This window comes from Pseudovibrio sp. M1P-2-3 (assembly GCF_031501865.1).
Taxonomy (GTDB): Bacteria; Pseudomonadota; Alphaproteobacteria; order Rhizobiales; family Stappiaceae; genus Pseudovibrio; species Pseudovibrio corallicola.
Genome location: NZ_JARRCW010000001.1, coordinates 1,105,022 through 1,129,550 on the forward strand (window position 1 = coordinate 1,105,022; position 24,529 = coordinate 1,129,550).

The following is a 24,529-nucleotide window of genomic DNA, read 5'->3' on the forward strand; positions in this document are numbered from 1 at the left end:
AGCAAAGGCTTGCACTTTAACCTTGCAAGAAAGCTTTCGCGAAGAAGGCTTAACGCTTCGGGATTTCCAGCCCTTTTCCATACCTCAAAACACCTTCCGCATGTTGAGTGAAAGCGCCGCCTTTTGTCTCATGAATATCGAAACCGGGTAAAAGGCGTAGAGGGGCTTTGCTGGCAGCAACTGCCGTTACAAGTATACGGGTGGCAGGTAAGTCCGGTGCGGGGCGCAGAGGGATGATGTCTATTGCACCAAACCGGTTGCCCATGACCTTTAATAGTTCGTTCAGGCCATCAGCCCGGAAGACTATGGAGAGCGTTCCCCCATCCCTGACGATGTCTTTTGCCGTTTTAACCCAGGGCTCTACTCCGCGTTCATCGAGTGCATGAGCGCTGGCACGCGGCGCATTGGGGGTTACGGAAAAACGGCCATCAGCGTAGTAGGGCGGGTTCATGATCACATGATCACACATGTTGGATAACAGGCCACTGGAGTGCCTTTTGTTCCCCTTGGCAGTAATATTGGCATGAATGAGGGAAATGCGGTCTTTAAAGTTACTGTTTTGTGCAAGCACCAAACTTTTTTTTGCCAAATCCAGCACCACCTCATCAAGCTCTACGCCAGTACAAGCAACTTTTGGCAGGCGGCTTGCCACGCAAAATGCGGCGGTACCAACACCTGTTCCAAGGTCAACCACATGCCCTTTGGTGTCTTCGGGAAGAACAGCTGCTAGATAGACTGCGTCAAGTCCTGCCCGATGGCGCCCCTTTGCTGGTTGCAGAATTTCTATTTTGCCCCCAAGAAACTTGTCCTGCGTCACGGTTTGAAACGGCTGGGCGGGGGAAGGGGCACTGCTACTCATTATCTGGCGACTATCCGGCATTCTTTTGGAGAACTAGCGTTTGAGTTCAATTTCCAGTCCGGCATCAATAATGAGAGACCGAGCTTCTTCAATACGTGTCGCCTCTACAAGAATTCGGCGAGGAAGGAAACCCAAAGAGCCTTCCAGTATGCTCATATGTTGATCGGCAATATGATAGGCAATATCTGCATCTTTAAGAATTGCCTCCAAAAATGTAATAAGAACTGCGTCGTTTGTGCGTAATAGTTCTTCCAAAACAATAGCCTTCTTTTCTCAGGACCACTTTGGGTATTTACCGTATCTCTGGAAAACGTACAATTATTAGCAATTGAAACACATTATTGCCCAAAATAGCCTTGTCGGATAGGGCCAGCACTCCTATTGTCCCGAAAAACGTAGTGGGAGATTGCAGTAAGTGGGCGCGGTTCCGTTGACACAGACAAAAACTAAGGAAGCCAGCATTCAAACGCTGGTAGACCTCGTTGCAGGCGATATGGAGAAGGTGAACCAGCTCATTTTGTCAAAAGCTGGGTCTAATGTTGATCTTATTCCCGAAATTGCTCGTCATTTGATTGATAGCGGTGGCAAGCGCTTGCGTCCCATGTTGACATTGGCATTTGCCAAGATGTTCGACTACGGCAGTGAGCAAGGTGATGTGATCTTGGCAGCCAGTGTCGAGTTTATGCATACTGCCACCTTGTTGCACGACGATGTTGTTGATGAAAGTGATATGCGCCGCGGCAAATTGGCCGCCCGCAAGTTATGGGGTAACCAGGCAAGTGTTCTGGTTGGCGACTACTTGCTTGGCCAGGCTTTCAAAATGATGGTGGATGTGGGATCGCTCGAAGCTCTGCGTATTCTCTCCGAAGCCTCCGCGATTATTGCGGAAGGAGAAGTTCTGCAACTGGGTGCCGCTCAGGACACAAATACCACCGAAGCCCAATATATGCAGGTGATTGAAGCCAAAACAGCAGCACTTTTCGCCGCCGCCTGTGAAGTGGGGCCGGAAATATGCGACCAAGGCTCGAAGATGCGCCAGGTCGCCCGCAAGTTTGGCATGGATCTGGGCCTTGCTTTCCAGCTTGTTGATGATGCTTTGGATTACGGTGGTTCTGCTAAAGATCTTGGTAAAGATGTCGGAGATGATTTCCATGAGGGGAAAATCACTCTACCGATCATTTATGCGATCCAGCGCGGTACGCAAGAAGACAGAGTATTCTGGAAGCGCTGCCTTGAAGAGGGCGACATCAAAGATGGAGATCTGGACTATGCCATTGATCTTCTGAAGTCTACAGGAGCCCTAGCGGATACCATTAAACGTGCGCGTGATTTCGGAGCCTCCGCAATCGAAGCTCTGGATGAACTTCCAGATGGAGAGTGTAAAGAGGCTCTACGCGAATCTGTAGAGTTTTGCATTGCACGTGTAAGCTAAAATCCACCGCCGCTTTCTCCAGCAGAAAACGGCGGTTTTATTGTCTACCGTTCTCGTAGCGCGTAACTTGCCTGATCCTGTAATGGTTTTATAAGATATGATAGGACTGTTCTATCAGAGGTTTGTATAAACGCATCGACAGGCATCCCTGGGACTAGTCGTTTTCCTTTCAACTTCAGCTGTTCCTCATGCGAAATGCTGAGTTTGGCGGTATAGTACTCTTGGCCTGTCCTTTCGTTTACTGTTGTATCAGCTGAGATGTTTATAATCTTTGCATAGAGCTCAGGTGTTGTTTTTTGATCAAAGCTCGGGATACGGATCCGGGCTTTTTCACCAACATAGATACGGCTGATGTCATTTGGAGCGACATGAACTTCGGCGATTAATCGATCCTCCTTGGGAACAATCTTCATAAGCACATCACCGTGACTGATGACACCACCGACTGTGTTGGTTTCCAGACTTTGTACGTAACCGGCGCGCGGAGCGCGAATGTCCAGCCGAACTAACTGATCTTGGGCTGTAATCTTTTGTTCATGTAACTGATGGGCCTTGGAAGTTGCTTCCTGAAGCTTTTCCAACACCCGTGAGCTATAATCCTCTTTCAACTGCATTTCCTGCACTTTACGCTCAGATATTGCCTGCTTGGCTTTTGCAATACGTGCGGTAAGGTCGCCGCTGCTTCCTTCCAGTTCACTTTCTTTGCGCTGTAATGAGAGAACCTGTGACTTTTTAACCAAACCCTTTTGGAGGAGTGATTGAAGATCCTTCAGTTCAATACCAATGATATCAATTTGCTTTTGGGCTGAACTGTATTCGGCCTTAAATCCATCAATTTGGGTATAGAACTGATTGATCTGCTCTTTAATCTGGCCGATTTGGCTCTTGAAGCTGCTTACACTGGCAGTAAATAGCTGTCCTTCGTTTTTTATTATGGACGCCTTTTTAGATTGTGGAATTGCAACCTCTTCCAAACCCGAAAAGTCAGGTGATGCGGTGTTGGACCGCTGCGCTTCAAGGCGTGCAATGGCACCATACTGCTCGGCAAGTTGTTGATTAATAATCGCAAGATTTGCCTTTACGACAGTCCCATCCAGTTGAGCAAGAATTTGACCCGCCTTTACGTAGTCACCGTCTTGAACCAGAATTTTGGTAACTATGCCACCTTCCTCATGCTGGACAAGCTTTGTCCCTGTCTCCACCTCGATAGATCCAGGAGCGACAACTGCACCGGAAATACTGGTCATTGTCATCCAGCCTCCGATACCCACAAGCAAGGCAAGAACAACAACGAGGCAGGTAAACATATGGGAGCGGATGTTTGACTTCAGCTTTGCTAGCTCTGGGTGTTTATCGCTCATCATGCGGACTCCCGCTCAACAGGTGTTCCAAGAACTTGGCGCATAACTTCATCTTTGTTGCCAAAACTGGTGGCCCTCCCTTCTTTAATAAACAGTAGTTTATTTACTGCAGCAATAGCAGCAGGACGGTGAGCTATGACGATAACAATGCTGCCTGATTGGCGCAGAAGTCGGATTGCTTTTGTCATAGACATCTCACCCAGATTATCAAGATTGGAGTTGGGCTCATCCAGAACCACAAGAAAAGGAGGTCCGTATAGGGCTCGGGCTAAGCCGAGCCTTTGCTTTTGCCCTCCGGACAAGGCAAAGCCACCGTGGCCAATACGGGTTTCATAACCATTGGGTAGGCCGACAATAAATTCATGTAGTCCGGCACTTTCAGCCGCTTCTATAATTTTGGACGAGGCGGCATTGTCGCAAAAGCGGGAAACATTTTGAGCAATAGTCCCGTCCAGAAGCTGGACGTCTTGAGGCAGAAAGCCAATAAATTCGCCAATCTTTTCCGGTGTCCACTGGCAAAGTTCCGCATCGTCAAAGCGGACACTCCCCCGTGTTGGAGGGATGATGCCTACAAGAGCGCGGGCTAGGGTGGATTTACCACCTCCTGATGGGCCGATGATGCCTAGAGCCTCACCAGCCGTTAACTGGAAATTTATCCCATGAACTATAGGCATGCCTCCACCTAGGGGAGCTAGGTAGAGGTTACTGACCTCAAGAGATTTTTTGGGAGTTGGCAAGTCAAACTCTACGTTTTTTTCCCTGTGGGGCTTTAGCTCTAACAACCGACCATATGACTGCCGTGCTACGACAAATGACTTCCATTGCCCTACGGCAACTTCAATAGGTGCCATTGCTCGGGATGTTAGGATGGATGCAGCTATCATAACACCGCCGGAGGCTTCTTGATGTATAACCAGCCAGGCTCCAGTGCCCAGAACAGTTGATTGGAGAATTAAGCGAATGGTTTTGATGCCTATTGAAAAGAAAGTGGACCAGTCAGAGGCATTTCTTTGGGTTGACAGGAATTTGTTATTCTCACTGCTCCACATCTTGGTCAGAGCAGGGAGCATACCCATAGCCTCAATCGCTTCTATATTTTTCCTGCTGTTCTCCGCCATGTTGGATCGGCTCGTGTTAGCGTGGGCGACCTGTTTGGCTGGGGTACGGGATGTCAGCTCGGATGCAAGAATTAAACAGGAAATCAAAATAGTACCAGCTAGAGCAACAACGCCAAGCAACCAGTGGAACATGAATATGATTGCGAGGTAGAATGGCATCCATGGCAGGTCAAAAATTGCGGAGGGGCCCGGGCCCGATAGAAATTGCCGAATACTGTTCAGGTCATCAATTGGCCGGGTGCCTTGACCGGAGGTTCTAATCATTTGAAGGGTTGAGCCTTGGTAGACAAAGGCAGATAAGGTCATATCAAGATGCTGACCTAGCCGAAGGAGCACGCGACTTCGTATGCCCTCCAAAACTCCATAGAATATGAATAGAACAAATGCGAGAGCCGCAATTACCACGAGTGTGGGAACTGAGGCGCTGACGAGAACCCGATCATAGACCTGAAGCATGAACAAGGGCCCAGTTAGCATAAGTAGGTTGATGACCATACTTAAAATGGCAATTCCCATGAAAGTACTACGTATGTCCTGAAAGGCCTTCGATATTTCTGACTTTTTCTTTTGCTGCATGCGTGGCATTGTGTCTACCTGAGGTGCTTTGGGAGGGCGACCTCTTACTCGTTTTCGATTATTTTTACATTATGAGCACTGTAAAACGACTGACACTCCTATCAAATTAAAAATAGTTTAATTCAATGGTTAGTTAACTTGTATGAAGTGCATAGTAAAAAATATGATCTTCCTTTGTTGGACTTGTTGGCATGTATAATGATGTATTTACTTGAAAGGTATTTTGGTCGATTATTATATAGTTTTTCGGTTCATAGTTGAGTTTTCAATTTGGTAGTCAAGATTTAAATACCAAGCACCTATAATACTATTATAGGTATTCTTAGTGCATGCATTTTATGCAGGGAGTTGTGTGCTTTAACTTCGAAAAGGTGAGTTGGCGAGATTACAAGCGCCTCCACAAGGCACGGGTCCTTCGAGGTGGTTGTTTTCCCTCCATGTGCACGTGGGTGCCACTATATTATTCAAAGGGGTATTCACACTAGAAAAACCGGAGAGACTTGAAGTCTCCATTTGATTAACATAACTCAGCTCTGCACCAGAGCTTCCCTAGTTTGCTGTACCCGGTCAAAAAGGAGTGGAAGTCATGTCGAAAGAACCGCGCGTCACCCAGGAAATGATTGATGCTTATGATGAGTATACTCATCTGACTCTGGATCGACGGGGTTTTATGGAAAAACTCAGCAAATTGGCAGGGTCTGGAGCAACAGCAGTAGCGGTTCTTCCTTTGATTGCAGCTAGTCCTACCCAAGCTTCAATTATCTCCCCCAGTGATCAGCGTGTCACTTCTTCGAAAGTGAGCTGGCAAGGTGCCGGTGGCGTAATGAATGGTGTTTTGGCACGCCCCGCCGGAATAGAAGAAAAGTTGCCTGCAATTTTAGTCATTCATGAAAATCGTGGATTGAATGAGCATATTAAAGATGTGGGGCGAAGGCTTGCTCTCGATGGTTTTATGACGCTGTCCGCGGACTTCCTTAGCCCAGATGGGGGAACTCCGGTAGATGATGAGGATGCTGCACGTGATAAAATACGGGCTTTGGAGGCACAGCGTACATTGAATAATGCGCGGCTGGCTGTTGACTATCTGGCGAACCGAGATGATTGCACAGGGAGTGTTGGGGCTATTGGCTTTTGTTGGGGCGGTGGTCTTGTCAACAACCTTGCTGTTGTTGCACCAAACCTCAAGGCTGCAGTTGCCTACTATGGAAAGCAGGCCGACACTTCATTGGTTCCGCAAATTAAGTCTCCTCTCATGCTGCACTATGCAGGAGAAGATAAGAGGATCAATGCAGGTATTGATGATTACAAAACGGCATTGGAGCAAAATGGCAAGGAGTTTGTTATTTATGTCTATGAGGGCGTTAACCATGCATTCAACAATGACACCTCCAAAGCTCGTTACAATAAGGAGGCTGCCGAACTCTCATGGGACCGGTCTGTTGACTTCTTTGATAAGAAGTTGAAGTAGGCTTTCTCCGTGGGAACGTATAAAAGGCTAAGTGTTTTCTAGTTAAAGAGAAATCAGTTTAGCCTTTCATTCGCAACAATTTCCTGAACTCTGGAGGATGCCTCCAGAGCATTGATGGTTTGACTGTCAACCTCGGCGAGAATACTGGCAGTGCGCGCAAACGTTTTGAAGTCCCCATGGCCACTGGTTTTAAGTATGGACCCAACTTCATCAATGGCCTTACACAAAGCATCTTCTGTATTGTCTGCGCAAAAACTACCTTGCTGACCACCTGCCAAGAGGTAGGACATATCTGGTTGAGGAGTGTCTAGAACAATCAGCACTCTTATGGTGCCCACTGGGTTGTGCTCCAAAAATGTACGAAGCGGCTTGGAGACTTTTCCACGTTGCCCGATAGACCGTTCGTCATGACGAATGTATTTAGCTGTTGCCGTATCCATTTTGCCCTAGCTTTTTTCCAAGATAGCCGCAGTAACTGGCTTTTCATCCGTGTCAGATGGAGAAGTGGCTTGAGAAGGGAGTGACGCTCCAAATCCACGCCGGATTGCTTCATCGACAGATTTTAGCACGTTAATTGCTCCATAGCCAAACCTTTGATCTTGTCCAGCTTCCCCAAGATCTGTTACTCCGCCCAGAATTATGTCCTTTGTCGTGACTGCCCTTTGAGCAGGCTCCAGCGAATGCAAGTCAGTTGCTGCAATCAAAAGTGCAGCAGCACCAGAGACATGAGGGGTAGCCATCGATGTGCCATTGAAAGTTTCCCAGCCATTACCCGGTACACATGACTTAACTGCAACACCAGGGGCAGAAACATCCGGTTTCGTATAAACGAGCGGAAGAAAACTGTCTTTTATGAAGTTTGATTCGTTTAGCACGTGAGTTCGCCCTGCGCTGAAGCCTGCACAACGGCGCCGAATGTCATGGGCTCCCACTGCAAGAGAGAAGTAGTCATTACCCGGAGGTCCGGATGTTTGATGCCCGTCATTGCCAATGGCTGTTACAACTAAAACCCCGTTTATGAGCGCATCGACTATGGCGCGTTGATAAGGGGTATCAACTGATGAATCAAATGTAAGCCCCCCAAGCGACATGTTGATGATCTGAGCCTTGCTCTGAACCGCCCAGTCAATCCCGGAGAGGACTTGTGCCAGAGTTCCGCCTTTCGCTCCATCTAGCACCAAGCCAGCGATCACTTCCGCTTCAGGGGCCATACCAATCCAACCACCACTTGCATTCCCACCAATGATAGTACCTGTCACGTGGGTGCCATGTCGGCCACTATCCCGCGCGTGTTGAAGACCTACTTTTGCGAGGGTGCCGCTTCCATCGAATTCTGCATAATCAGCAATCTTGCCTTCTAGGTCAGGGTGTTTCGGATCAACTCCTGTATCTAGGACAGCTATGCGAACAGGCTGACCGTTACGCATTCGCCCGCGCGTTCCAAATGCACTCCAAGCACTTAAAGCTTTTGTGCGCTCCAAACCCCACGAAGTGGCTGAGTAGGTTTGGTCTGCATCTTGCCCTTGTGGGTTAATTACGCCAATGCTTGGAGCATGGATATGGGCATTGGAGTAAACCCCTTCAAGAATCTGGCTGTTCTCACTGATTATTTTTGGCAATTCCTCACGGCGAACCATTATCCGAGCGCCGCTGATATTGCTCAGCGCATGGGGTTGGGATTTTGCCAGAAGCCCTTTAATACTGCGCACCTTAGAAACGGCTTGATTGACAAGGGACGAGGACAGGAAGCTTGTTATTGTTTTTAAGTCATTGTTTTCAGAAGGAAGGGCTTTCTTAAACAGCGGTCTACGTGCCACATTTGCGGAGAGGCTAGCGTGTTGATCGCGCAGCGAACGGGGCGAGGAATGGCTTTGACTGGAAGTTTTCCGATCTGGGGGGAACATATTAGCCGGATTCACAAGCATAGATCTGCTGGTTTCAGTGTCTACTGCTGCTTCCAGAAGCTGACGGATGACTTGCCGACGCGGAGAGTTGAATTGGACGATGACATCAGAATACGGCTCTGGAGAGTTGTCCAAAAGCTCTTCTAGTTGTCGCTTGATATCCTTATTCATTCTTTGCTCCCCAATTGGTTGTCTACTTCTCCTTAATAACAACCTATAGGAAATTGGAGCGTTTGGCTAACCTTGGATTTTACGGCCACTTCCAGTGGACGGCTGCAAAGAAAAGTAACGGCGGATATTGGGGTGGAGGATTTGCTCTTGAGACGCTTAAGCCAAAAAAAATATAATCCACGAAAACAGGAGCTTTACGAGTGATTGATCGCAGAAAGTTGCTGTCTTCGCCTATTGCGATCTTTACAACGGCGCGGAGACAATCCACCAATCTCGCCTGTTGCTCCTGAGCCGACTTTCCAGAGCCTCAGCATCATCAAGGGAGTTGCATAGCGCAAAACACGTCGCACCGGAACCTGTCATACGGGCAAGCAGTGTTTCGTGCTGCACCTCCAAAAGCTCCAGTATCTCCTTAATTTGAGGGACCAGATGAATGGCAGGTTCTTGTAAGTCATTCCTGCAGCTTTTGAGCCATTCGGCCAAAGCGAAAGCACTACCGAAAGAGTGGGGAAGGGGAGGGAGACCTGAGTTTTTTTTCTCTTTGAGAGCCAAAAAAACCTCAGGTGTCGATAAACTGAAGCCAGGGTTGACCAGAACGACTGCCGCAGCAGGCATAGGGGGAATTGGCTCAAGTATTTCACCAATTCCTTTGATCCTCATAGGCTGCTCAGCAATACACATCGGTACATCAGCACCCAATTGAAGAGCAAGGCTTTCCAGTTCCGGCGTGCTTGGGGAAATGCCCCAGACTTTTGAAAGGGCCCGTAAAGTTGCCGCCGCATCGGCCGAGCCACCACCTACGCCAGCTGCCACTGGCAACCTTTTGTACAAGCCAATCATAGCGCCACGGGTAGTTGGCACAAGTTCAGCCAGAAGCTGGGCAGCTCTAAAAACGAGATTGTTTGCAGGGTTGCTATCCAATTGATCGGCAAAGGGACCTATAATGTCAAGCGAAGTCTGGTCGGCAGCTTCTACGCGAACTAGGTCACCTGTCTTGGGGAAAACAACCAAACTGTCGAGTGTATGGTAGCCATTTTCCCGGATGCCGGTGACATGCAGCGCCAAATTTACCTTAGCGCGAGCCAACTCTTCAACATGGTTTTGCTTTACAGGTGCGGCCGAAAAGTCAAAATTCATTATTTCTTTAGCCGTCCTGTAGTGAGGTTGCTGCAGTGCCGACACTGGTTGTTTCTTCTTCCAGTTGGCCGGTTTCTATTTTCTTCATAATCCGCGCCAGATCGCTTGGCTCTGGGTCAAGGTCACGGGCGTGGTTCCATTTGAAGCGGGCCTCCAGCTTGCGTCCGACTTTCCAGTATGCATCACCCAAATGATCATTAATCACAGGATCTTGTGGTCTCAATGCTATGGCGCGCTCAAGTTCCTTCACAGCTTCATCATAGCGGCCAAGCCGGTAGTAGACCCAGCCCAGACTATCTACAATATACCCGTCTGTCGGCCTGAGGCTGACAGCTGTTTTTATCATCTCGAGCGCTTCATCTAGCTTCTCCCCTCGGTCCACGAGTGAGTAGCCAAGATAGTTTAGAACCATGGGTTGGTTCGGGCGAAACTCTAAAGCGGAGCGGAAGTCTGCCTCTGCTTCGATCCACTTATTCTGGCGCTCGCGGGTGATCCCGCGAAAGTACAAGAGGCTCCAGTCGTCATTGGTAATAGAGGCATCCGCGTCAATAGCCTGAGTATAGGCTGTTTCCGCCTCTTTAAACTTTTCGTGCGCGCGCAATACATTGGCCAGTGATGCGGCGGCCTCTGCATCTGTTGGGTCTTGTTCCATCAGGGCCTGAAGGTGCTCACGAGCGCTGTCCAGATCATCAAGAGTATTGTAATGAAGGCCAATCTGGATTTCGGCTTCCCTCTTTAGTGGAGAATTCTCAGGCACCTGTTCCAGATACTGAATCGCGCGCTCATTATCCCCGATCTGATTGAACAAGGCCCCCAAAGCGATGGAAGTGGCACCAAGGTCAGGATTTAGATGTGAAGCGAGCTGTAAATACGCAGCTGCAAGCTCCTCACCATCTCGGCTAATGGCTGCGCCTAATGAATAGAGCGCCTCCGCGACCCCTTGAGATGGAGTTAAAGCAAGCGGTTCAAACTTACTCCCATTGGCTATTGCCTTACGTGTTTGCAAGAGAATAGGGTGTTGTGGAATGAGTTTATCGTACTCATCAAGAACAGTAATAGCCTCATCCGTCTGGCCTGTTACTGCCAGAGATCTAGCATAGGCATTTGCCACCCTTAGGGCACCTGGATCTGCAATGTAGCTGGCCTTATATCGGTCGGAAGCTGCTTGCCAATCGTGAGAGGATTCCAGAAGCAGGCCAGCGGTGTAATTGGAAAACAGCTCGAACCACTTTGGTCCTTCACTGTCGTCTAGTGTTTCAATGCCAGCTTGAGTTTCCCCATTTCCCGCAAGCGACCACGCTTTGATAATTGCGAAAGTTAATTGGGATAGTGGGTTGATATCGCCATGCTCAAGTATGGTAATGGCTTCATCATATTTTAATTGCTTAATTTTTAGGGCGGATCCGGCAAATCTAGATAGAAAATGATCAGGATCATTTTTCCAAATATCGGAAATGAGCGCCTCCGCCTTGCTTATGTCTCCATTTGCAAGGGAAGAAACAAATGCGCGATCCTGTAGGTAGTAGTTTTGAGGGTCTTTGGAGAGCGCTAGAGCAAAGAATCTTGCAGCACTGTCAAGATCTTGAGATAATAATGCACTTCTACCCGATAAATAACTGCCCGCAAAAGAAGAGCTTGTGGCAAGGCTGTCTTCTTGATCTTGATTGGCTTGGGCAATTGATAGAGGGGTGCTTAGCCCAACAAGAGATAGCGCTGAGGCCAGAAAGAATGTCTTTATGTTCAACCTGTCCGCCTTGAACAGGCGCGAAAGCGGTTTGGTTCTGGCAACGCAGTATCTTGTTTGGTTCATGAGTTTCTCTCGTTGAGAGTCTGTACGACTCAATGCTTTTACAGCCATATTTTATATATAAACAGTGCCCCCTTTGGGACTATCATGCAACTAGCGTGGTTTATATACTGTTTATCCCATCATGAAATAACGGATTTTTACACTTTTTGTCGAAACCGGTGCTTTTGTAGGGTGCGCATACTGCCTCATTTTTCTATTAATAGCAGTATAGAACTGCATCACTTCGGTAGGTGCCGTGCTTGAAACATGAAAGGTGAACGGTAACCGGCATGGAGAAAATACTTCTGTTGTGCGGGAAACCGAGCTGGTTCGCCTTGAAACGGGGGTCCCAATGGCTAAAAAGTGGGTCTATTTTTTTGGGGGTAAAGAGACTGAGGGAAACGCATCTATGCGTGACCTTTTGGGAGGAAAAGGGGCAAACCTTGCCGAGATGAGTAGGCTTGGTCTTCCGGTTCCCCCAGGTTTTTCCATTAGCACCGAAGTGTGCACTCACTACTACGCCAACGAACAAAGCTATCCAGATGACATCAAGGAGCAAGTCTGGGAAGCTTTGAAGAAAGTTGAGCGGCTGTCGGGAAAACGATTTGGTGACATGCACTCGCCTTTGATGTTGTCTGTGCGTTCGGGTGCACGCGTTTCCATGCCGGGAATGATGGATACGGTCCTTAATCTGGGCCTTAACTCGAAGAGTGTTCTTGCCTTGATAGAGAAATCGGGCAATGAGCGTTTCGCCTATGACAGCTACCGCCGTTTCATACAAATGTACTCTGATGTTGTCCTTGGAATAGACGTTGGAGAGTTTGAAGATATTCTAGAAGATTACAAGGAAGACAAAGGCTACAGCCAAGATACGCAGATGAGCGGTGCGGACTGGAAAGAGATCGTGAACGCTTACAAGGTTTTGGTGGAAGAGGAGCTTGACGAATCTTTTCCTGAAAGTCCCGAGGCCCAGTTATGGGGGGCGATTGGAGCGGTTTTTAAATCCTGGATGGTGCCCAGAGCCCAAACGTACCGTAAACTCCATAATATTAGCGAGGACTGGGGAACTGCGGTCAATGTGCAGGCAATGGTCTTTGGGAATATGGGGGAGGACTGTGCAACCGGCGTTGCTTTCACACGTAACCCTTCAACCGGAGAAAAGGCTTTATACGGTGAGTTTCTCATCAATGCTCAAGGAGAGGATGTGGTTGCGGGCATCAGAACACCGCAGGATATTACGGAAGCATCACGAATTGCCGCAGGATCTCAAAACCCATCCTTGGAAATCTTAATGCCCGATGTCTTCTCACAGTTTACTCATATTTGTGAGAAGCTTGAGCGCCACTATAAAGACATGCAGGACCTTGAGTTTACAGTGGAGCAGGGAAAGCTCTGGATGCTCCAGACGCGCAAAGGCAAGCGTACTATGAGTGCAGCTCTCAAAATCGCCGTGGAAATGGTGGAAGAGGAGCTTATCTCTGAACGTGAGGCTGTAGATCGTATTGATCCATCGTCTCTGGACCAATTACTGCACCCAACAATTGCTGAATCTGCGGGACATGAAGAACTGACAACAGGATTACCTGCTTCACCTGGTGCTGCTTATGGGGCCGTTGTTTTCACCGCTGATGAAGCTGAGGCGGAAAAAGCAAACGGTAATCCAGTTATTCTGGTGAGAGTGGAGACTAGTCCGGAAGATATTCACGGTATGCATGCGGCGTTGGGCGTTTTGACAACGCGAGGCGGTATGACCAGCCACGCAGCTGTCGTTGCACGTGGAATGGGAAAACCGTGTATTTCAGGAGCTGGAGGCATTCGAGTGGACTTGCCCCGTCAGCAGATGATCATTGAAGGAAAAATCATCAATAAAGGCGACTTTATCACGCTGGACGGGAGTAGTGGGAGGGTTTTTGATGGACGTGTGGAGATGCAGCAACCCGAAACCTCTCAGGAGTTTCGCCGTCTTATGGAGTGGGCTGACGATATTCGCCGCATGAAGGTTCGTACAAATGCAGAAACACCGTCTGATGTGAAAACCGCCCTTTCTTTCGGAGCTGAAGGAATCGGCTTGTGCCGTACAGAGCATATGTTTTTTCAAGGGGAAAGAATATTAAGTGTACGGGAAATGATCCTCGCTGATACCAAAGTGGAAAGGCAAAAAGCACTCGCCAAGCTGTTGCCAATGCAACGTCAGGACTTGATCCAGATTTTCGAGCTTATGGAAGAATTACCTGTAACAATTCGCCTATTAGATCCGCCTCTTCATGAATTTCTACCAAAAACGGAAAAGGAAATTGAAGAGGTTGCACTTAATATGGGAGTTAACAGTGAGGACCTGAAGGAACGGGCTCAGGAACTGCACGAAGTGAATCCTATGTTGGGGAATAGGGGATGTCGTCTACTGGTCTTATTTCCTGAAATTGTGGAGATGCAAGCCCGAGCAATTTTTGAGGCAACAGCAGAACTTTCCAAGCGAACTGGAGCCACCGTTAAACCAGAGATTATGGTGCCTCTGGTTGGTATGAAATCGGAACTGGAAAACGTTCGGTCTACAATCCTCTCTGTGGCGAAGGAGGTGGAGCAAGAAAATGATGTCTCGCTGAATTTTTCAATTGGTACAATGATTGAACTACCCCGAGCTGCACTACGTGCTGAAGATATTGCGGAAGTGGCAGAGTTCTTCTCTTTTGGTACGAATGATCTGACCCAGACAACATTTGGTATCTCTCGGGATGATGCCGCATCGTTCCTGGGTAACTATCAAGAAACTGGGATTTTAAAGCTGGATCCGTTTGTTTCAATCGACGAAAAAGGGGTCGGGGAACTGGTAAGTATAGGTGTTAGAAGAGGAAAGTCCAGACGACCGGATTTAAAGGTTGGAATTTGCGGAGAACATGGCGGAGATCCTCATTCCATCTCATTTTGTGAGATGATTGGCTTAGATTATATTTCCTGTTCCCCGTTTCGGGTACCCATTGCCCGCCTCGCTGCGGCTCAAGCCGTGTTAAGAAGCAGCAGTTCTCGGTAAATAAGTGGCAAGGAAGTAACCCAATAGGCCGGATAGTTGGATGCCTTAAATAAACGTGTACTTCAGCTACCTTCATAAGATAGCTGAAGTACTTCTCAGTTATAGCTGTCCTGCTATCTTGATTAAACGCTGACTGAACGTCCGCGGATCTTTTCTTCCATACGAGTATGCTTGACGTCATACTCCTGCTGCCAAAGCTTGAACTTTACAAGTGGCATAGGACGCGAGAATAGGTATCCTTGAAGCAGTTGGCAGTCCATGTTTTTCAAGAAGTCGTGTTGCGTTGGTCGTTCAATCCCCTCAACGCAGACTTCCATTCCAATTGAGACAGATAGATCAATCAGAGATTTAATAATTGAACGTGCATCACCTTCTGTTTCCAGATCTTGTGTGAAAGACCGGTCAATCTTGATTTTGTTGAACTTGTACTCCCGTAGATAACTCATGGAAGAGTAACCGGTTCCAAAATCATCGAGTGCGATCTTGACGCCATAGGCTTTAAGGCGAGCCAGTACATCGGTTGCGCCATCTCCAGAGTTCATCAGAACTTCTTCGGTGACTTCCATTTCCAAGCGTTCGGCAGGAAGATGATATCGCTCCAGAAGTCTTGACACAACTTCAGGGAAATCTTCCTGTCTAAGTTGTACTGGTGAGACATTCACGCACATTGTTATATCAGGCAGCATAATTGCATCCTGAATAGCATTTTCTAAGACCCATTCGCCAATCTTGATAATGAGATGGGACTCTTCCGCAACAGCGAGGAAGGCAGCTGGTGCAAGTTGGCCACGTGAAGGGTGGTTCCAGCGTACAAGCGCTTCTGCAGCTAATATTTTTTCCCCAGAGCGATTCATAATCGGCTGATAGTAGTTCTGGAATTCGCCTCTGCTGAGAGCTCGTTCAATTTCAACCTCGAGCTCCCTGCGGATTATAATACTGTCTTCCATAGCTTCTTTGAATATCTCAAAGCGGCCACGGCCATTGCGCTTTGCTTCATACAGTGCAATGTCAGCTCGACGAAGAAGCTCAGCTAATTCAATTCCATGTTCAGGGCTTATGGAAACGCCCATGGAAATAGTTGTAAGGATTTTATGAGCGCCGAGTGTCATCGGTTGCACAATTGCCGCTTCAATGATCCTGCACTTTTCCCGTACTTCCGCTTCATCTTCCAGCTCAGTTAAGAGCACAAGGAATTCATCACCGCTGACACGGGCGACCAAGTCACCGTTCCCGACCACTTGCCTCAAGCGGTCGGCAACCTCAAGAATAACTTCATCTCCGACCGTATGCCCCAAGCTATCATTAATTTGCTTAAAGTGGTCCAGATCAATAAACAGGAGGGCGCTATCTTTTCGTGCCAAACGGGAGCGACGTAAAGCTGCCTCTGAGTTCAGGCCAAAATAGGTTCGGTTTGGCAAGTCGCATAGAGCATCGTGGAGGGCAGCATAGGTAGCTTCTGCTTCTCCTTTGACAATCCTGTCTGTCAGGCGAACCAGCTGACGAAGAAGAACTAGGGTAGTCAATAAAATTATCATCGCCGCTCCAATAAAGTATGGAGCGATGGATGGACCAATAGTCTTTGCAATAGCTGAGGTGTTCCAATGAAGGTAGCCAGTGACTTGCCCATCATGGTCAACTAACGGAACGGAAATGATGTCATCTTGACCAGTTTTTTGTTCGCTAGCGACAAACATTTCAGAAAGGCCGGTTATTTGTTCAAACCGGTTTAGAGCTCGAGCATCTAAAGAGCGCAGCCATAATAGATAGCCAGTTATCTCGATGTTTTGCGCTGAGTTCTTTTCTTGCGGCATTATCGCAGCCACAGTGGCGAGGCTAATACCTCCGTCCAATTCCAGAATACTACGTTTACTCAACGTTTGCGGGACAGACTGCCGCAACGGACCAGGAATCTTCTTTTGCTTGGACATATTATGGATGTCATGAGCAAGGGATTCCAAGAGTGGACTAACTTGGTTTTTGAGCTGTTTGTCGTAAATATCTTCATGCCATGGCAAGTCACGGCGAAATGTGTGAAGCGCTTTGCCATTTGAGTCGAGTATGACAAATACATCTCTGTCGCCGCGGTTGTCTGCGCTAGGTGCCAGATCATGGTCAAGGAAAACGATCTCTTTATCTGAGAAGAGGGTTTCCTGCGTTCGTTTCGAAACAGCCAGTCTTTCCAGTTCATTGGAAAGGCTATCGGTGTAGACTGTGACTGTGCTGGTGACTAAACGTCGCTCTTTGTCTGCTTCATTTCTAATAGCCTTTTGCGTAGCCCACTCGAGAGAGAGGTACCCTGCAAAAAAGGCAAAACAAACGACCAGAAGAAGGAAGAAGGCGATAAATCGGGCAGTTCTACGGCGCGATGCCTGTACTTCCAAAGATATCTCACCAACTACATTTGAAGAGGATTGCGCCTTTATCGTCTCTATAAATGCAGGCATATCTATAAAAAGCTCTCTTAGTTTTATCACTCAAACGAATCACTCCTACAGTCTTCCATAATAGTCTGGCGTGAGACTGTATTTTGTTTGATCTCGATTTGCTGAATTTAAGGTTGTATTGATTGAGGCTGAATCTATTGAAAGTGTTAAATTAAGCTTAACCCGCGAAAACTCACATGCCCGCTGCTGGAGATAATAATGTGATCATGAAGCGTTATACCCAGTGCGCCAAGCGTTCTTTCAATTTTGGATGTCATTTCGATATCAGCTTTGGAGGGTGTCGGGTCACCGGAAGGGTGATTGTGGACCAAGATGACCGCACAAGCTGACAGTTCCAAGGCTCGCTTGGCAACTTCTCTAGGGTAAACGGGCGTATGATCTACAGTGCCACGTTGTTGCACTTCATCGGCAACCAATTGATTTTTCTTATCGAGGAATAGGAGGCGAAACTCCTCGTTTTTTTTGTGGGCCATAGCAGTATGAATGTAGTTGATAACCGCTGACCATGAAGATAAGGGGGCCTGTTGGTTTATTTGATCACGTGCGTACCCAATTGAGGCAGCTTCTATTTCCTTTAGCATTCGCGCCGTTCTCGGGCCGCAGCCTTTCACCTCTTCGAGGCGTTCAATCGGGGCAGCTAGGACTTTTGCAAATGAGCCAAACCGCTCTAGAAGTGCTTTGGCAAGCGGTTTAGTATCTCCTTGTTTTATGCTTAAAAATAAGAGAACTTCGAGCAATTCGTAGGGGGCAAGAGCTTCTCTCCCCCCTTTTTCGAAGCGCTCACGAAGGCGTTCTCTGTGTCCGTGGTAGTGCTTCAAATCGTTCTTTTTTTTAGCTTTTTCTGTTTCATTTTTAAAAGACGGGGAAGGCTTTTCAGCAAAATCAAACAGGCTATCATCCATTTACTTCCCCTGTCTGAGAGTGCTAGCTCGCTATAGCTTTATTATCGGGGTGTAGTGGATTAAAAAGCCCACCGGGCGAGAGAGTAAAGATATCGGCTCCGGTGGAGGTAATTCCGATTGAGTGTTCGAACTGTGCAGAAAGAGAGCGGTCTCTAGTAACGGCTGTCCAACCATCCTTGAGAATTTTCACATGCGGCCGTCCTAAGTTAACCATCGGCTCAATCGTAAAAATCATACCTTCTTTAAGCTCGAAGCCTTCCCCTGGTGTGCCGTAGTGGAGAATATTTGGCATATCGTGGAACAGAAGACCCAGCCCGTGACCACAGAAATCCCTCACCACTGAACAACGATGAGATTCTACAAATTTCTGAATGGCATGGCCAATGTCACCTGTTGTGTTTCCCGGCTTAGCCGCTTCAATACCATGCATCAGTGCATCGTGGGTGACCTCAATGAGCCGCTCTGCTGAACGTTTAAGGGAACCCACTGGGTACATTCGAGAGGAATCACCGTGCCAACCGTCCTTGATAAAGGTAACATCGACGTTGACAATATCGCCTTCTTTCAAACGTTTATTTTCGGGAATCCCGTGACATACAACATGGTTGATTGAGGTGCATGATGATTTTGTATAACCGCGGTAATTGAGCGTTGCCGCGACAACTCCGCGCTCACGGCCATATTCAAAGACAAAGTCATCAATTTCCTGCGTTGTAACACCGGGCTTTATAATGGGAACAAGGGCGTCGAGACATGAAGCTGTAATCTGGCAAGCCACACGCATTTTTTCAAAATCGTCGGGAGTATAGAGCTTGATCTGCCCTGTATTTTTCTGAGGGGCATTACTGGCTTCAATGTATGAGACCATTGGGCATTCTCTTCCTTAGTGATACATCGTATATTCTTGGCGCAGACCCTCAAAATAAAATACTGGGTATTACTTACTCTAGTCTAACATCAGATCTGCGAACCCTGCATACCCCTAAAACTCCAGAGATTGTGCAGTAAGTACATGATGGGTGTAAATAGTTCCTAGATATTCTTATATCGTGATTTCATTGAATTAAGAGATATTTTTTCTTAATAGAAGACGGTGACTACATCTGTGCACAACCAAGTGGCACGTAGTATTTTCGTATTTTAGGGGGAAGGGGAAGGGAGTCAGACGACAAGCCTTGGGAAAAAAGCGTGAGAGCACTTGCACTTCGGTCCAAAGGGCATTAGCAACGAACCATAAGCGGTCGTGGTGGAATTGGTATACACAGCAGACTTAAAATCTGCCGCCGATAGGCTTGAGGGTTCGAGTCCCTCCGTCCGCACCATCTCTCCTTGAAACTATTATGTTTTCCTGATTTATCAATGAATTAGGGTGAAAACTAGGGAACAAAGTAGGGAACATTTTCCAACTCTACCCTGCCTGACCCCGCCTTGTCGGGACTTCTCCCAGAGTGCTATTCTACTGCCATTGAGATAGACCCTCTCTACACCACACCTAAAAATTGCTTACCGAAAAGTTGTGGTTTATACTTACTATCAGAGTTGGGGAGGGCATTTTGAGAGCGGTAAGACATGCGCGTAAAGCCCAAGCATTTGGAAAAACGGGGTGGAGTTTGGCAGTTCCTACGTCGGGTCCCCACCCAATTTGCCGAGGTTGACCCCAGACGGAGAGTTCGGGTTACCACCAAAGTGCGGGTGGTTGATGACCCATTAGGCGCTAAAGCCATGTTGGTCGCCGCTCAGCTCAACAAGGAGCTCGAAGCTTATTGGACTAGCCAGCTTGAGCAGCTCCAACCCATCCTAATAACTGAGAATACTGCGCAAGGAACTTATGAAGCAGCTGTTGCGCAGTGTAAGAGATTTGGCTTTGCCCCGCTTAGTCTGAACCACCTGTCTTTGGGACCAGTGGAAGAAATCGTCAAGCGCGTGGAAACCCTCATCGACCAACGCGATAAAGCCAAAGACCTGGCGCCCGCCTTGCTTGGGGTGACGACCCAGAAACCCCAGCTGCTTCTTTCTCAGCTCTACCAGACCTATATCGAGCTGGAGCCTGAAAAACTGGCCGCAAAGTCTCCTGAGCAAATTCGCATGTTTCAAGGCTCGCACCTGCGTGCACAAAATGCGTTTCTCAAATTGGTGGGGGATATGGACCTGCGCGATATCACTTGCGATCATACTCTGGCATTTCGCGAGTATTGGCTGGAACAGGTCGCTACCACCGGGAAAAAGAAGGCGACTGCCCATCGCCAGTTTTCTGATCTTGCAGCCATGTACCGGGCGGTGAATAAAAGACGGCAACTGCAGATGGAGGATGTTTTTGCCGATCTGGCACTGGGCAAGGATGATACCAATGTCCGTCGTCCTTGGCCAGTGGAGGATATTCTAAAAAACTTATTGGCGATTGGGACATTGGGGGGGCTGACACCACCCCTGCAGGCGCTGGTCTATATTATGATTGAGACAGGGCTGCGCCCCTCAGAGATTTGCGGGTTAACAGGGAACAATATCCACCTTGACTGTGAGGTCCCTTATGTTTCAATCAAGCCGGAACTGCGCCATTTGAAGACTGACCCTTCATCGCGGGAGATGCCCTTGGTCGGGGTAGCTTTGGAAGCCGTGAAGCTGTTTCCACAAGGGCTTGAGCGCTATTATGATAAAAACAACACGGCAACCACGCAAATCAATCGCTACTTACGGATCCACAATCTATGTTCTCCCAGTGTGTCTTTGTATGGCCTGCGCCACTCCTTTAAGGACCGTTTGCGGGCGCAAAAGGTAGATGAGGAAATGTGTCGCTGGCTTATGGGACATGCAACTAACGGATCTCTTTACGGCGAGGGACCGCCCTTGTCACTTAAGCGTGAGGCGCTTGAACGCGTTGCCTTTCCAGTCCCCGAGGAGTTTCAGCGTTGTTTCTCTCTATAGTCCGGGAGCAATAAAGGGTGCGTGCTTTGGCTGCGACGTTGTTGCAAGAAAGTGGCTGCCTCCTGTTTGGTGTCCTCCCGCATGTCTAGTTCAGCTTTGACCTTTTTGAATAAAGGGGCGTAGGCATCGCTGTCATGGACCACCAGCCACGCAAGTACCTCAGCTACCTTCTGCAATCGCTCACAGGTGAGAGGTGCAGAAGATGGCTGGGGGAGTAGGTCAATCGGCGTGCGCTTTGGACGCTGGCGCCACCGTGAGGGGCGTGTAGGATCACTCATGGAACCGGAGATTGCCAAGCCTTACCGCAAATATTCCATGGTAATTTCCGGCCGAAAGTGCCCCATCTCCTGCGATACGGTTTCCAATGCAAGCTCCCACTCCAGTTTGTGGGTGATTTGCAATTCAAGCATGCGCTCCTGCGCGTAGCTGTGGCGTAGGCCATGGGCTCCTTTCGACTAGCCTAGAGCCCGTTTGGACGCTTCGGTGAAACTGGAGCTCTAGGCATTGCCGCCGCCAATGTTGTAGTAAGGGAGGTAAAAGACCTCACGGTCTTGTACCTGTTGGGGCTGCTTCATACGCCGGATTTCCAAGGCTTCTTGCAGATGGTGCGAGACAAGAACAGTGCGTCGCAACCCGCCCTTGCCGGTGACGGTGTACAAGGCACCAGAGCGGCCGAGAAACTTACTTGGTAATGCAGGCCGATGATCTGGAGGGCATTCCTCGTGAGGACGCAAGGTCATCAACTCATGGGCTCGCAGGCCGGCATGGTAGGCAAGCCAAGTGCACAACTGATTGTTGTCCCGCTGCGCCTGGGCTACTTGCCTGACTTCCCTATAAGAGTAACTACGGGAGGTTTTATGCGTGGGCTGGTGTGAGTGGACAAGCAGAAGCTTGTCATTGGCCCTCAACTTATGGCTCACATTGCGCAGCATCATCTGTATGGCCAAGCGTTCTTGGTTGAGGGTGGCTTGACGTACATGCCGCGCTCGCCATGTCAAATAGGCGTGAGCCTCTTCTTCGGTGAGGTCGCGCAGGGAAAGACCTCTTAGTTTGAGAAAGCTTGAGCCTGCAATTTGGGTCAGAGCGCCTTCATAGATGCGTACCGAACCAACCGATTTAATCACCGTGCCTTGAAGGTGCTTGATGACGCTGATGGCCTGTTTCCGGGGGTGGGCAAATTTTGCCATTTTTCTTGATCCAATCTGAAAGGGTAGACGGAGAAATGGAAACGTGCCGTGCTGTCAGCCATCTGCGGATGGCGGTTTGCGTTTTCCCTTCAGCCACCATTTTCAGGATTTGGCTTTGATAGGGGAACAGCTTCGATCGCACTCTGATACAGCGCGAGCTTTGTGCTGCATCTGACGGTTTCCTCGTATGAAGTGTCATCAAAGTTTCCCTTCTCGTTTCAAATTCAGGTCGTTTGTAAGAACAACTGGCCGGCCGTGTCGGACTCAGCGGCGCGCGAATTCGAGCACCTGTTCGCCCCACGCTACTCCAGAGACAGTGGGACTGGGGGCCACGTTGTTCTCGTGGTCTTTCGGCAGTATTTACCGCTGGGTCGGCTGCATTGCATTCATGACGCAATACGGTTTTCGTTGCCGCCAATTACATTGGCAGCCTCTTAGCTAAGAGATTTTGAGGGCAGTGCCCTCTGTGCCCGCATGCAGTAAGCAACCCTGAGATCGCTTCTACGAGGCTATATTACGGCGTTCTTTTTTATAAGTTCTTGTAGAACAAGAGCAGCCGTTTTGTACGCCGTCCGAGCAGCCGAGGTGGCTGTGGGTGGCATTGTATTCGCCAGTCATGGACGGGGGATATCACCACCACAAAAGACTGTGCGTATATCATCTCCCTGCAGCGCATACGCTGCGAACGAACGAGAGATGAGACTGTAGAGGCCACCTGTGTCTCTTGGAGGCAAGCAGGATTTAGACCTCAGTCATATGTATGCAACATCTGACGCAGAGCGTTGTGTTGTATCGTTTCTAGCCGAAGCTAAGTTTTAGTTTTGGAGGGTGTTGCGTTCAAGAGCATTGACACCTTGTTCTCCAAAATCCCGGTTTTGGGCCGGGTCCCCTTATCAACCATCAGTGTGGTTAACTACGTATAACTCCATACTACCTATGGGTATGTGTCAAGGGCACCTAGTAATAATTTACCCGCAGATCATTGGTGTGTGGATAACATTTCTAAAAACGGGACGGAGGCTACTTGAAGTACCGCTGGCAAAAATTCGATCGTGTTTTCTCAGGTAACTGAGTTTTCCCTTTAAATACAGTAGTTAATAATGGTACTTAAATCCTAACACAGCCTATTATATGGGCGCGGACGACGTGGTTGAGATCAGCACGCATAGGATGGACAGATGAGTGTGGCGGCGCCGAGGAAAACGTCCTGCGAAATAGTGCCAACATTCATAGGCCGCGGTGCGCGAAACACTTTTGTCACTTGAGTCTATACGGCGCCGCGGTTGGAGGTGAGAAACGCGGCGCGGGTTTGAAGTGGTGCCGTTCGTAGAAACACCGCCATCGTTGTTGGCAGTGCCTAAAGGAGCGCGGCGCGGGTTGGTGGGGAGCGCCGCGTTATGTGTTCATACGGGCATATTGACCATTTTGTAGAGGGCATAACGTCCGTGGTGATGGTTTGGGCAGGTAAACCGAGGGGGAAACTGTGAGAAGGTAGAGTAGAAAGGAGTAGCTGGTTATAAGCTGCGCGTATCATAGGGGGAAATTGAGTCGTGCCTGAGCCTCTGTCAATGAAGTGGTCCACGTTTATGATTAGGAAAACGGAGGATTCGATATGGGAACCAAGAGACCAAAGCCAGAAGAGATTATCGTTAAGTTGCGGCAGGTTGAAGGGTAGTGATGGAATGGATGCCTCTCCCGGCGCATTTCTGCAATACTGAGCAGAGTGTAGCTTTAAAACGGTCTCGTTGCGCAGTTATGCGCAGTACATTACCATTACCGATGGCCAGCGGGTTCTGGCTACGCACAAACGATGCTTTGGCCGCCATCAAAAGTGTTTTCAGATCTGGCATTACCTGCCGCTGCTTAAGTAGCGCCCCGGGGCTTTATGCAATGGAGCGCCGTTCCGGCACTGGGAAGCCCCTGAGGCTCTGGCCATGATCTGGAAACACTATCGCAACCAGCGTGGTGGGGACCGGGATTTTGTTGAACTCCTGAGCCTGACTCAAAAACATGGACAAGAGGCCGTGGAAATGGCCTGTGAGTTGGCGTTGGACTATAAAACCACGCAGCTGTCTGCAATCCTTGCTCTTCTTTATGACCTCACAGAGCCAGCATTGCCAAAACAGATCCCGCTTGAGAGGCAAGATACGCCAGCCCTCCAGATGCCTCCGGTTGCCAATTGCGGGCAATATGACCTGCTCCTCCAGTCCCCGGGAGAGCACCTATGAATG

General features: G+C 48.6%; 18 protein-coding genes, 1 tRNA gene and 1 pseudogene. 7 read left to right on the forward strand and 13 right to left on the reverse strand.

What is annotated here, in order from left to right:
• Positions 1 to 49: 49 nt before the first annotated feature.
• Positions 50 to 880 carry a tRNA1(Val) (adenine(37)-N6)-methyltransferase gene (locus P6574_RS05050; RefSeq protein ID WP_310619299.1) on the reverse strand — a complete coding sequence of 277 codons (831 nt, stop codon included), beginning with the start codon at positions 878 to 880 and terminating at the stop codon, positions 50 to 52.
• Between the two features lie 12 nt (positions 881 to 892).
• Positions 893 to 1,114 carry a putative signal transducing protein gene (locus P6574_RS05055; RefSeq protein ID WP_310619300.1) on the reverse strand — a complete coding sequence of 74 codons (222 nt, stop codon included), beginning with the start codon at positions 1,112 to 1,114 and terminating at the stop codon, positions 893 to 895.
• 160 nt (positions 1,115 to 1,274) lie between these two features.
• Between P6574_RS05055 and P6574_RS05060 the strand changes: the two genes are divergently transcribed.
• The gene (locus tag P6574_RS05060) at positions 1,275 to 2,291 is read left to right on the forward strand and encodes a polyprenyl synthetase family protein (protein ID WP_310619301.1); all 1,017 of its coding nucleotides are present in this window, start codon (positions 1,275 to 1,277) and stop codon (positions 2,289 to 2,291) included.
• Between the two features lie 44 nt (positions 2,292 to 2,335).
• Here the strand turns inward: P6574_RS05060 and P6574_RS05065 are convergent, their stop codons facing one another.
• Positions 2,336 to 3,652: an HlyD family type I secretion periplasmic adaptor subunit gene (locus tag P6574_RS05065; protein WP_310619302.1), complete on the reverse strand. Its 1,317-nt coding sequence runs from the start codon at positions 3,650 to 3,652 to the stop codon at positions 2,336 to 2,338.
• Positions 3,652 to 5,355, reverse strand: a complete 1,704-nt coding sequence (locus P6574_RS05070; RefSeq protein ID WP_310619303.1) for a type I secretion system permease/ATPase — start codon at positions 5,353 to 5,355, stop codon at positions 3,652 to 3,654. Before P6574_RS05070 ends, P6574_RS05065 begins: the two co-directional genes overlap by 1 nt.
• Before the next feature lie 577 nt (positions 5,356 to 5,932).
• Between P6574_RS05070 and P6574_RS05075 the strand changes: the two genes are divergently transcribed.
• Positions 5,933 to 6,814, forward strand: coding sequence for a dienelactone hydrolase family protein (locus P6574_RS05075; protein WP_310619304.1), 882 nt, complete (start codon positions 5,933 to 5,935; stop codon positions 6,812 to 6,814).
• A 53-nt stretch (positions 6,815 to 6,867) separates the two neighbouring features.
• Here the strand turns inward: P6574_RS05075 and P6574_RS05080 are convergent, their stop codons facing one another.
• The 4 genes from P6574_RS05080 to P6574_RS05095 all read right to left on the reverse strand — a co-directional run bounded on the left by P6574_RS05080 (position 6,868) and on the right by P6574_RS05095 (position 11,836).
• The gene (locus P6574_RS05080; RefSeq protein WP_310619305.1) at positions 6,868 to 7,254 is read right to left on the reverse strand and encodes a hypothetical protein; all 387 of its coding nucleotides are present in this window, start codon (positions 7,252 to 7,254) and stop codon (positions 6,868 to 6,870) included.
• A 6-nt stretch (positions 7,255 to 7,260) separates the two neighbouring features.
• A complete protein-coding gene (locus P6574_RS05085) occupies positions 7,261 to 8,889 on the reverse strand; it encodes a S8 family serine peptidase (protein ID WP_310619306.1) in 1,629 nt (542 codons plus the stop codon).
• A 243-nt stretch (positions 8,890 to 9,132) separates the two neighbouring features.
• Positions 9,133 to 10,026 (reverse strand): 4-(cytidine 5'-diphospho)-2-C-methyl-D-erythritol kinase, encoded by an 894-nt coding sequence (locus P6574_RS05090; protein WP_310619307.1) that lies wholly within the window; start codon positions 10,024 to 10,026, stop codon positions 9,133 to 9,135.
• 7 nt (positions 10,027 to 10,033) lie between these two features.
• Entirely contained in the window at positions 10,034 to 11,836 is a 1,803-nt protein-coding gene (locus tag P6574_RS05095) for a tetratricopeptide repeat protein (RefSeq protein ID WP_310619308.1), read from the reverse strand.
• Between the two features lie 331 nt (positions 11,837 to 12,167).
• Between P6574_RS05095 and ppdK the strand changes: the two genes are divergently transcribed.
• Positions 12,168 to 14,843, forward strand: a complete 2,676-nt coding sequence (gene ppdK / locus P6574_RS05100; protein WP_310619309.1) for a pyruvate, phosphate dikinase — start codon at positions 12,168 to 12,170, stop codon at positions 14,841 to 14,843.
• A gap of 122 nt (positions 14,844 to 14,965) precedes the next feature.
• Here the strand turns inward: ppdK and P6574_RS05105 are convergent, their stop codons facing one another.
• From P6574_RS05105 to map, 3 genes are all read right to left on the reverse strand, one after another.
• A complete protein-coding gene (locus tag P6574_RS05105) occupies positions 14,966 to 17,317 on the reverse strand; it encodes a bifunctional diguanylate cyclase/phosphodiesterase (RefSeq protein ID WP_310619310.1) in 2,352 nt (783 codons plus the stop codon).
• A gap of 116 nt (positions 17,318 to 17,433) precedes the next feature.
• Positions 17,434 to 18,189 carry a RadC family protein gene (radC, locus tag P6574_RS05110; RefSeq protein WP_310619311.1) on the reverse strand — a complete coding sequence of 252 codons (756 nt, stop codon included), beginning with the start codon at positions 18,187 to 18,189 and terminating at the stop codon, positions 17,434 to 17,436.
• A gap of 22 nt (positions 18,190 to 18,211) precedes the next feature.
• Entirely contained in the window at positions 18,212 to 19,057 is an 846-nt protein-coding gene (map, locus tag P6574_RS05115) for a type I methionyl aminopeptidase (RefSeq protein ID WP_310619312.1), read from the reverse strand.
• A 369-nt stretch (positions 19,058 to 19,426) separates the two neighbouring features.
• On the opposite strand from map, the gene P6574_RS05120 reads away from it, so the two are divergent.
• Both P6574_RS05120 and P6574_RS05125 read left to right on the forward strand, forming a co-directional pair.
• Positions 19,427 to 19,511: transfer RNA gene (locus tag P6574_RS05120), tRNA-Leu, on the forward strand.
• A gap of 247 nt (positions 19,512 to 19,758) precedes the next feature.
• Positions 19,759 to 21,111 (forward strand): tyrosine-type recombinase/integrase, encoded by a 1,353-nt coding sequence (locus tag P6574_RS05125; RefSeq protein WP_310619313.1) that lies wholly within the window; start codon positions 19,759 to 19,761, stop codon positions 21,109 to 21,111.
• On the opposite strand, the gene P6574_RS05130 is transcribed toward P6574_RS05125, so the two are convergent.
• Both P6574_RS05130 and P6574_RS05135 read right to left on the reverse strand, forming a co-directional pair.
• Complete coding sequence (locus P6574_RS05130) at positions 21,090 to 21,389, reverse strand: hypothetical protein (RefSeq protein ID WP_310619314.1); 300 nt, start codon at positions 21,387 to 21,389, stop codon at positions 21,090 to 21,092. The two genes, P6574_RS05125 and P6574_RS05130, sit on opposite strands and share 22 nt — an antisense overlap.
• 219 nt (positions 21,390 to 21,608) lie before the next feature.
• Entirely contained in the window at positions 21,609 to 22,298 is a 690-nt protein-coding gene (locus tag P6574_RS05135; protein ID WP_310619315.1) for a hypothetical protein, read from the reverse strand.
• Positions 22,299 to 24,040: 1,742 nt separating this feature from the next.
• Here P6574_RS05135 and P6574_RS22060 point away from each other — a divergent pair.
• Together P6574_RS22060 and P6574_RS05140 are read left to right on the forward strand one after the other, a co-directional pair.
• Positions 24,041 to 24,169, forward strand: a pseudogene (locus P6574_RS22060) (hypothetical protein); the annotation flags it as partial.
• A 63-nt stretch (positions 24,170 to 24,232) separates the two neighbouring features.
• Positions 24,233 to 24,526, forward strand: a complete 294-nt coding sequence (locus P6574_RS05140; protein ID WP_310619316.1) for a hypothetical protein — start codon at positions 24,233 to 24,235, stop codon at positions 24,524 to 24,526.
• Positions 24,527 to 24,529 lie beyond the last annotated feature (3 nt).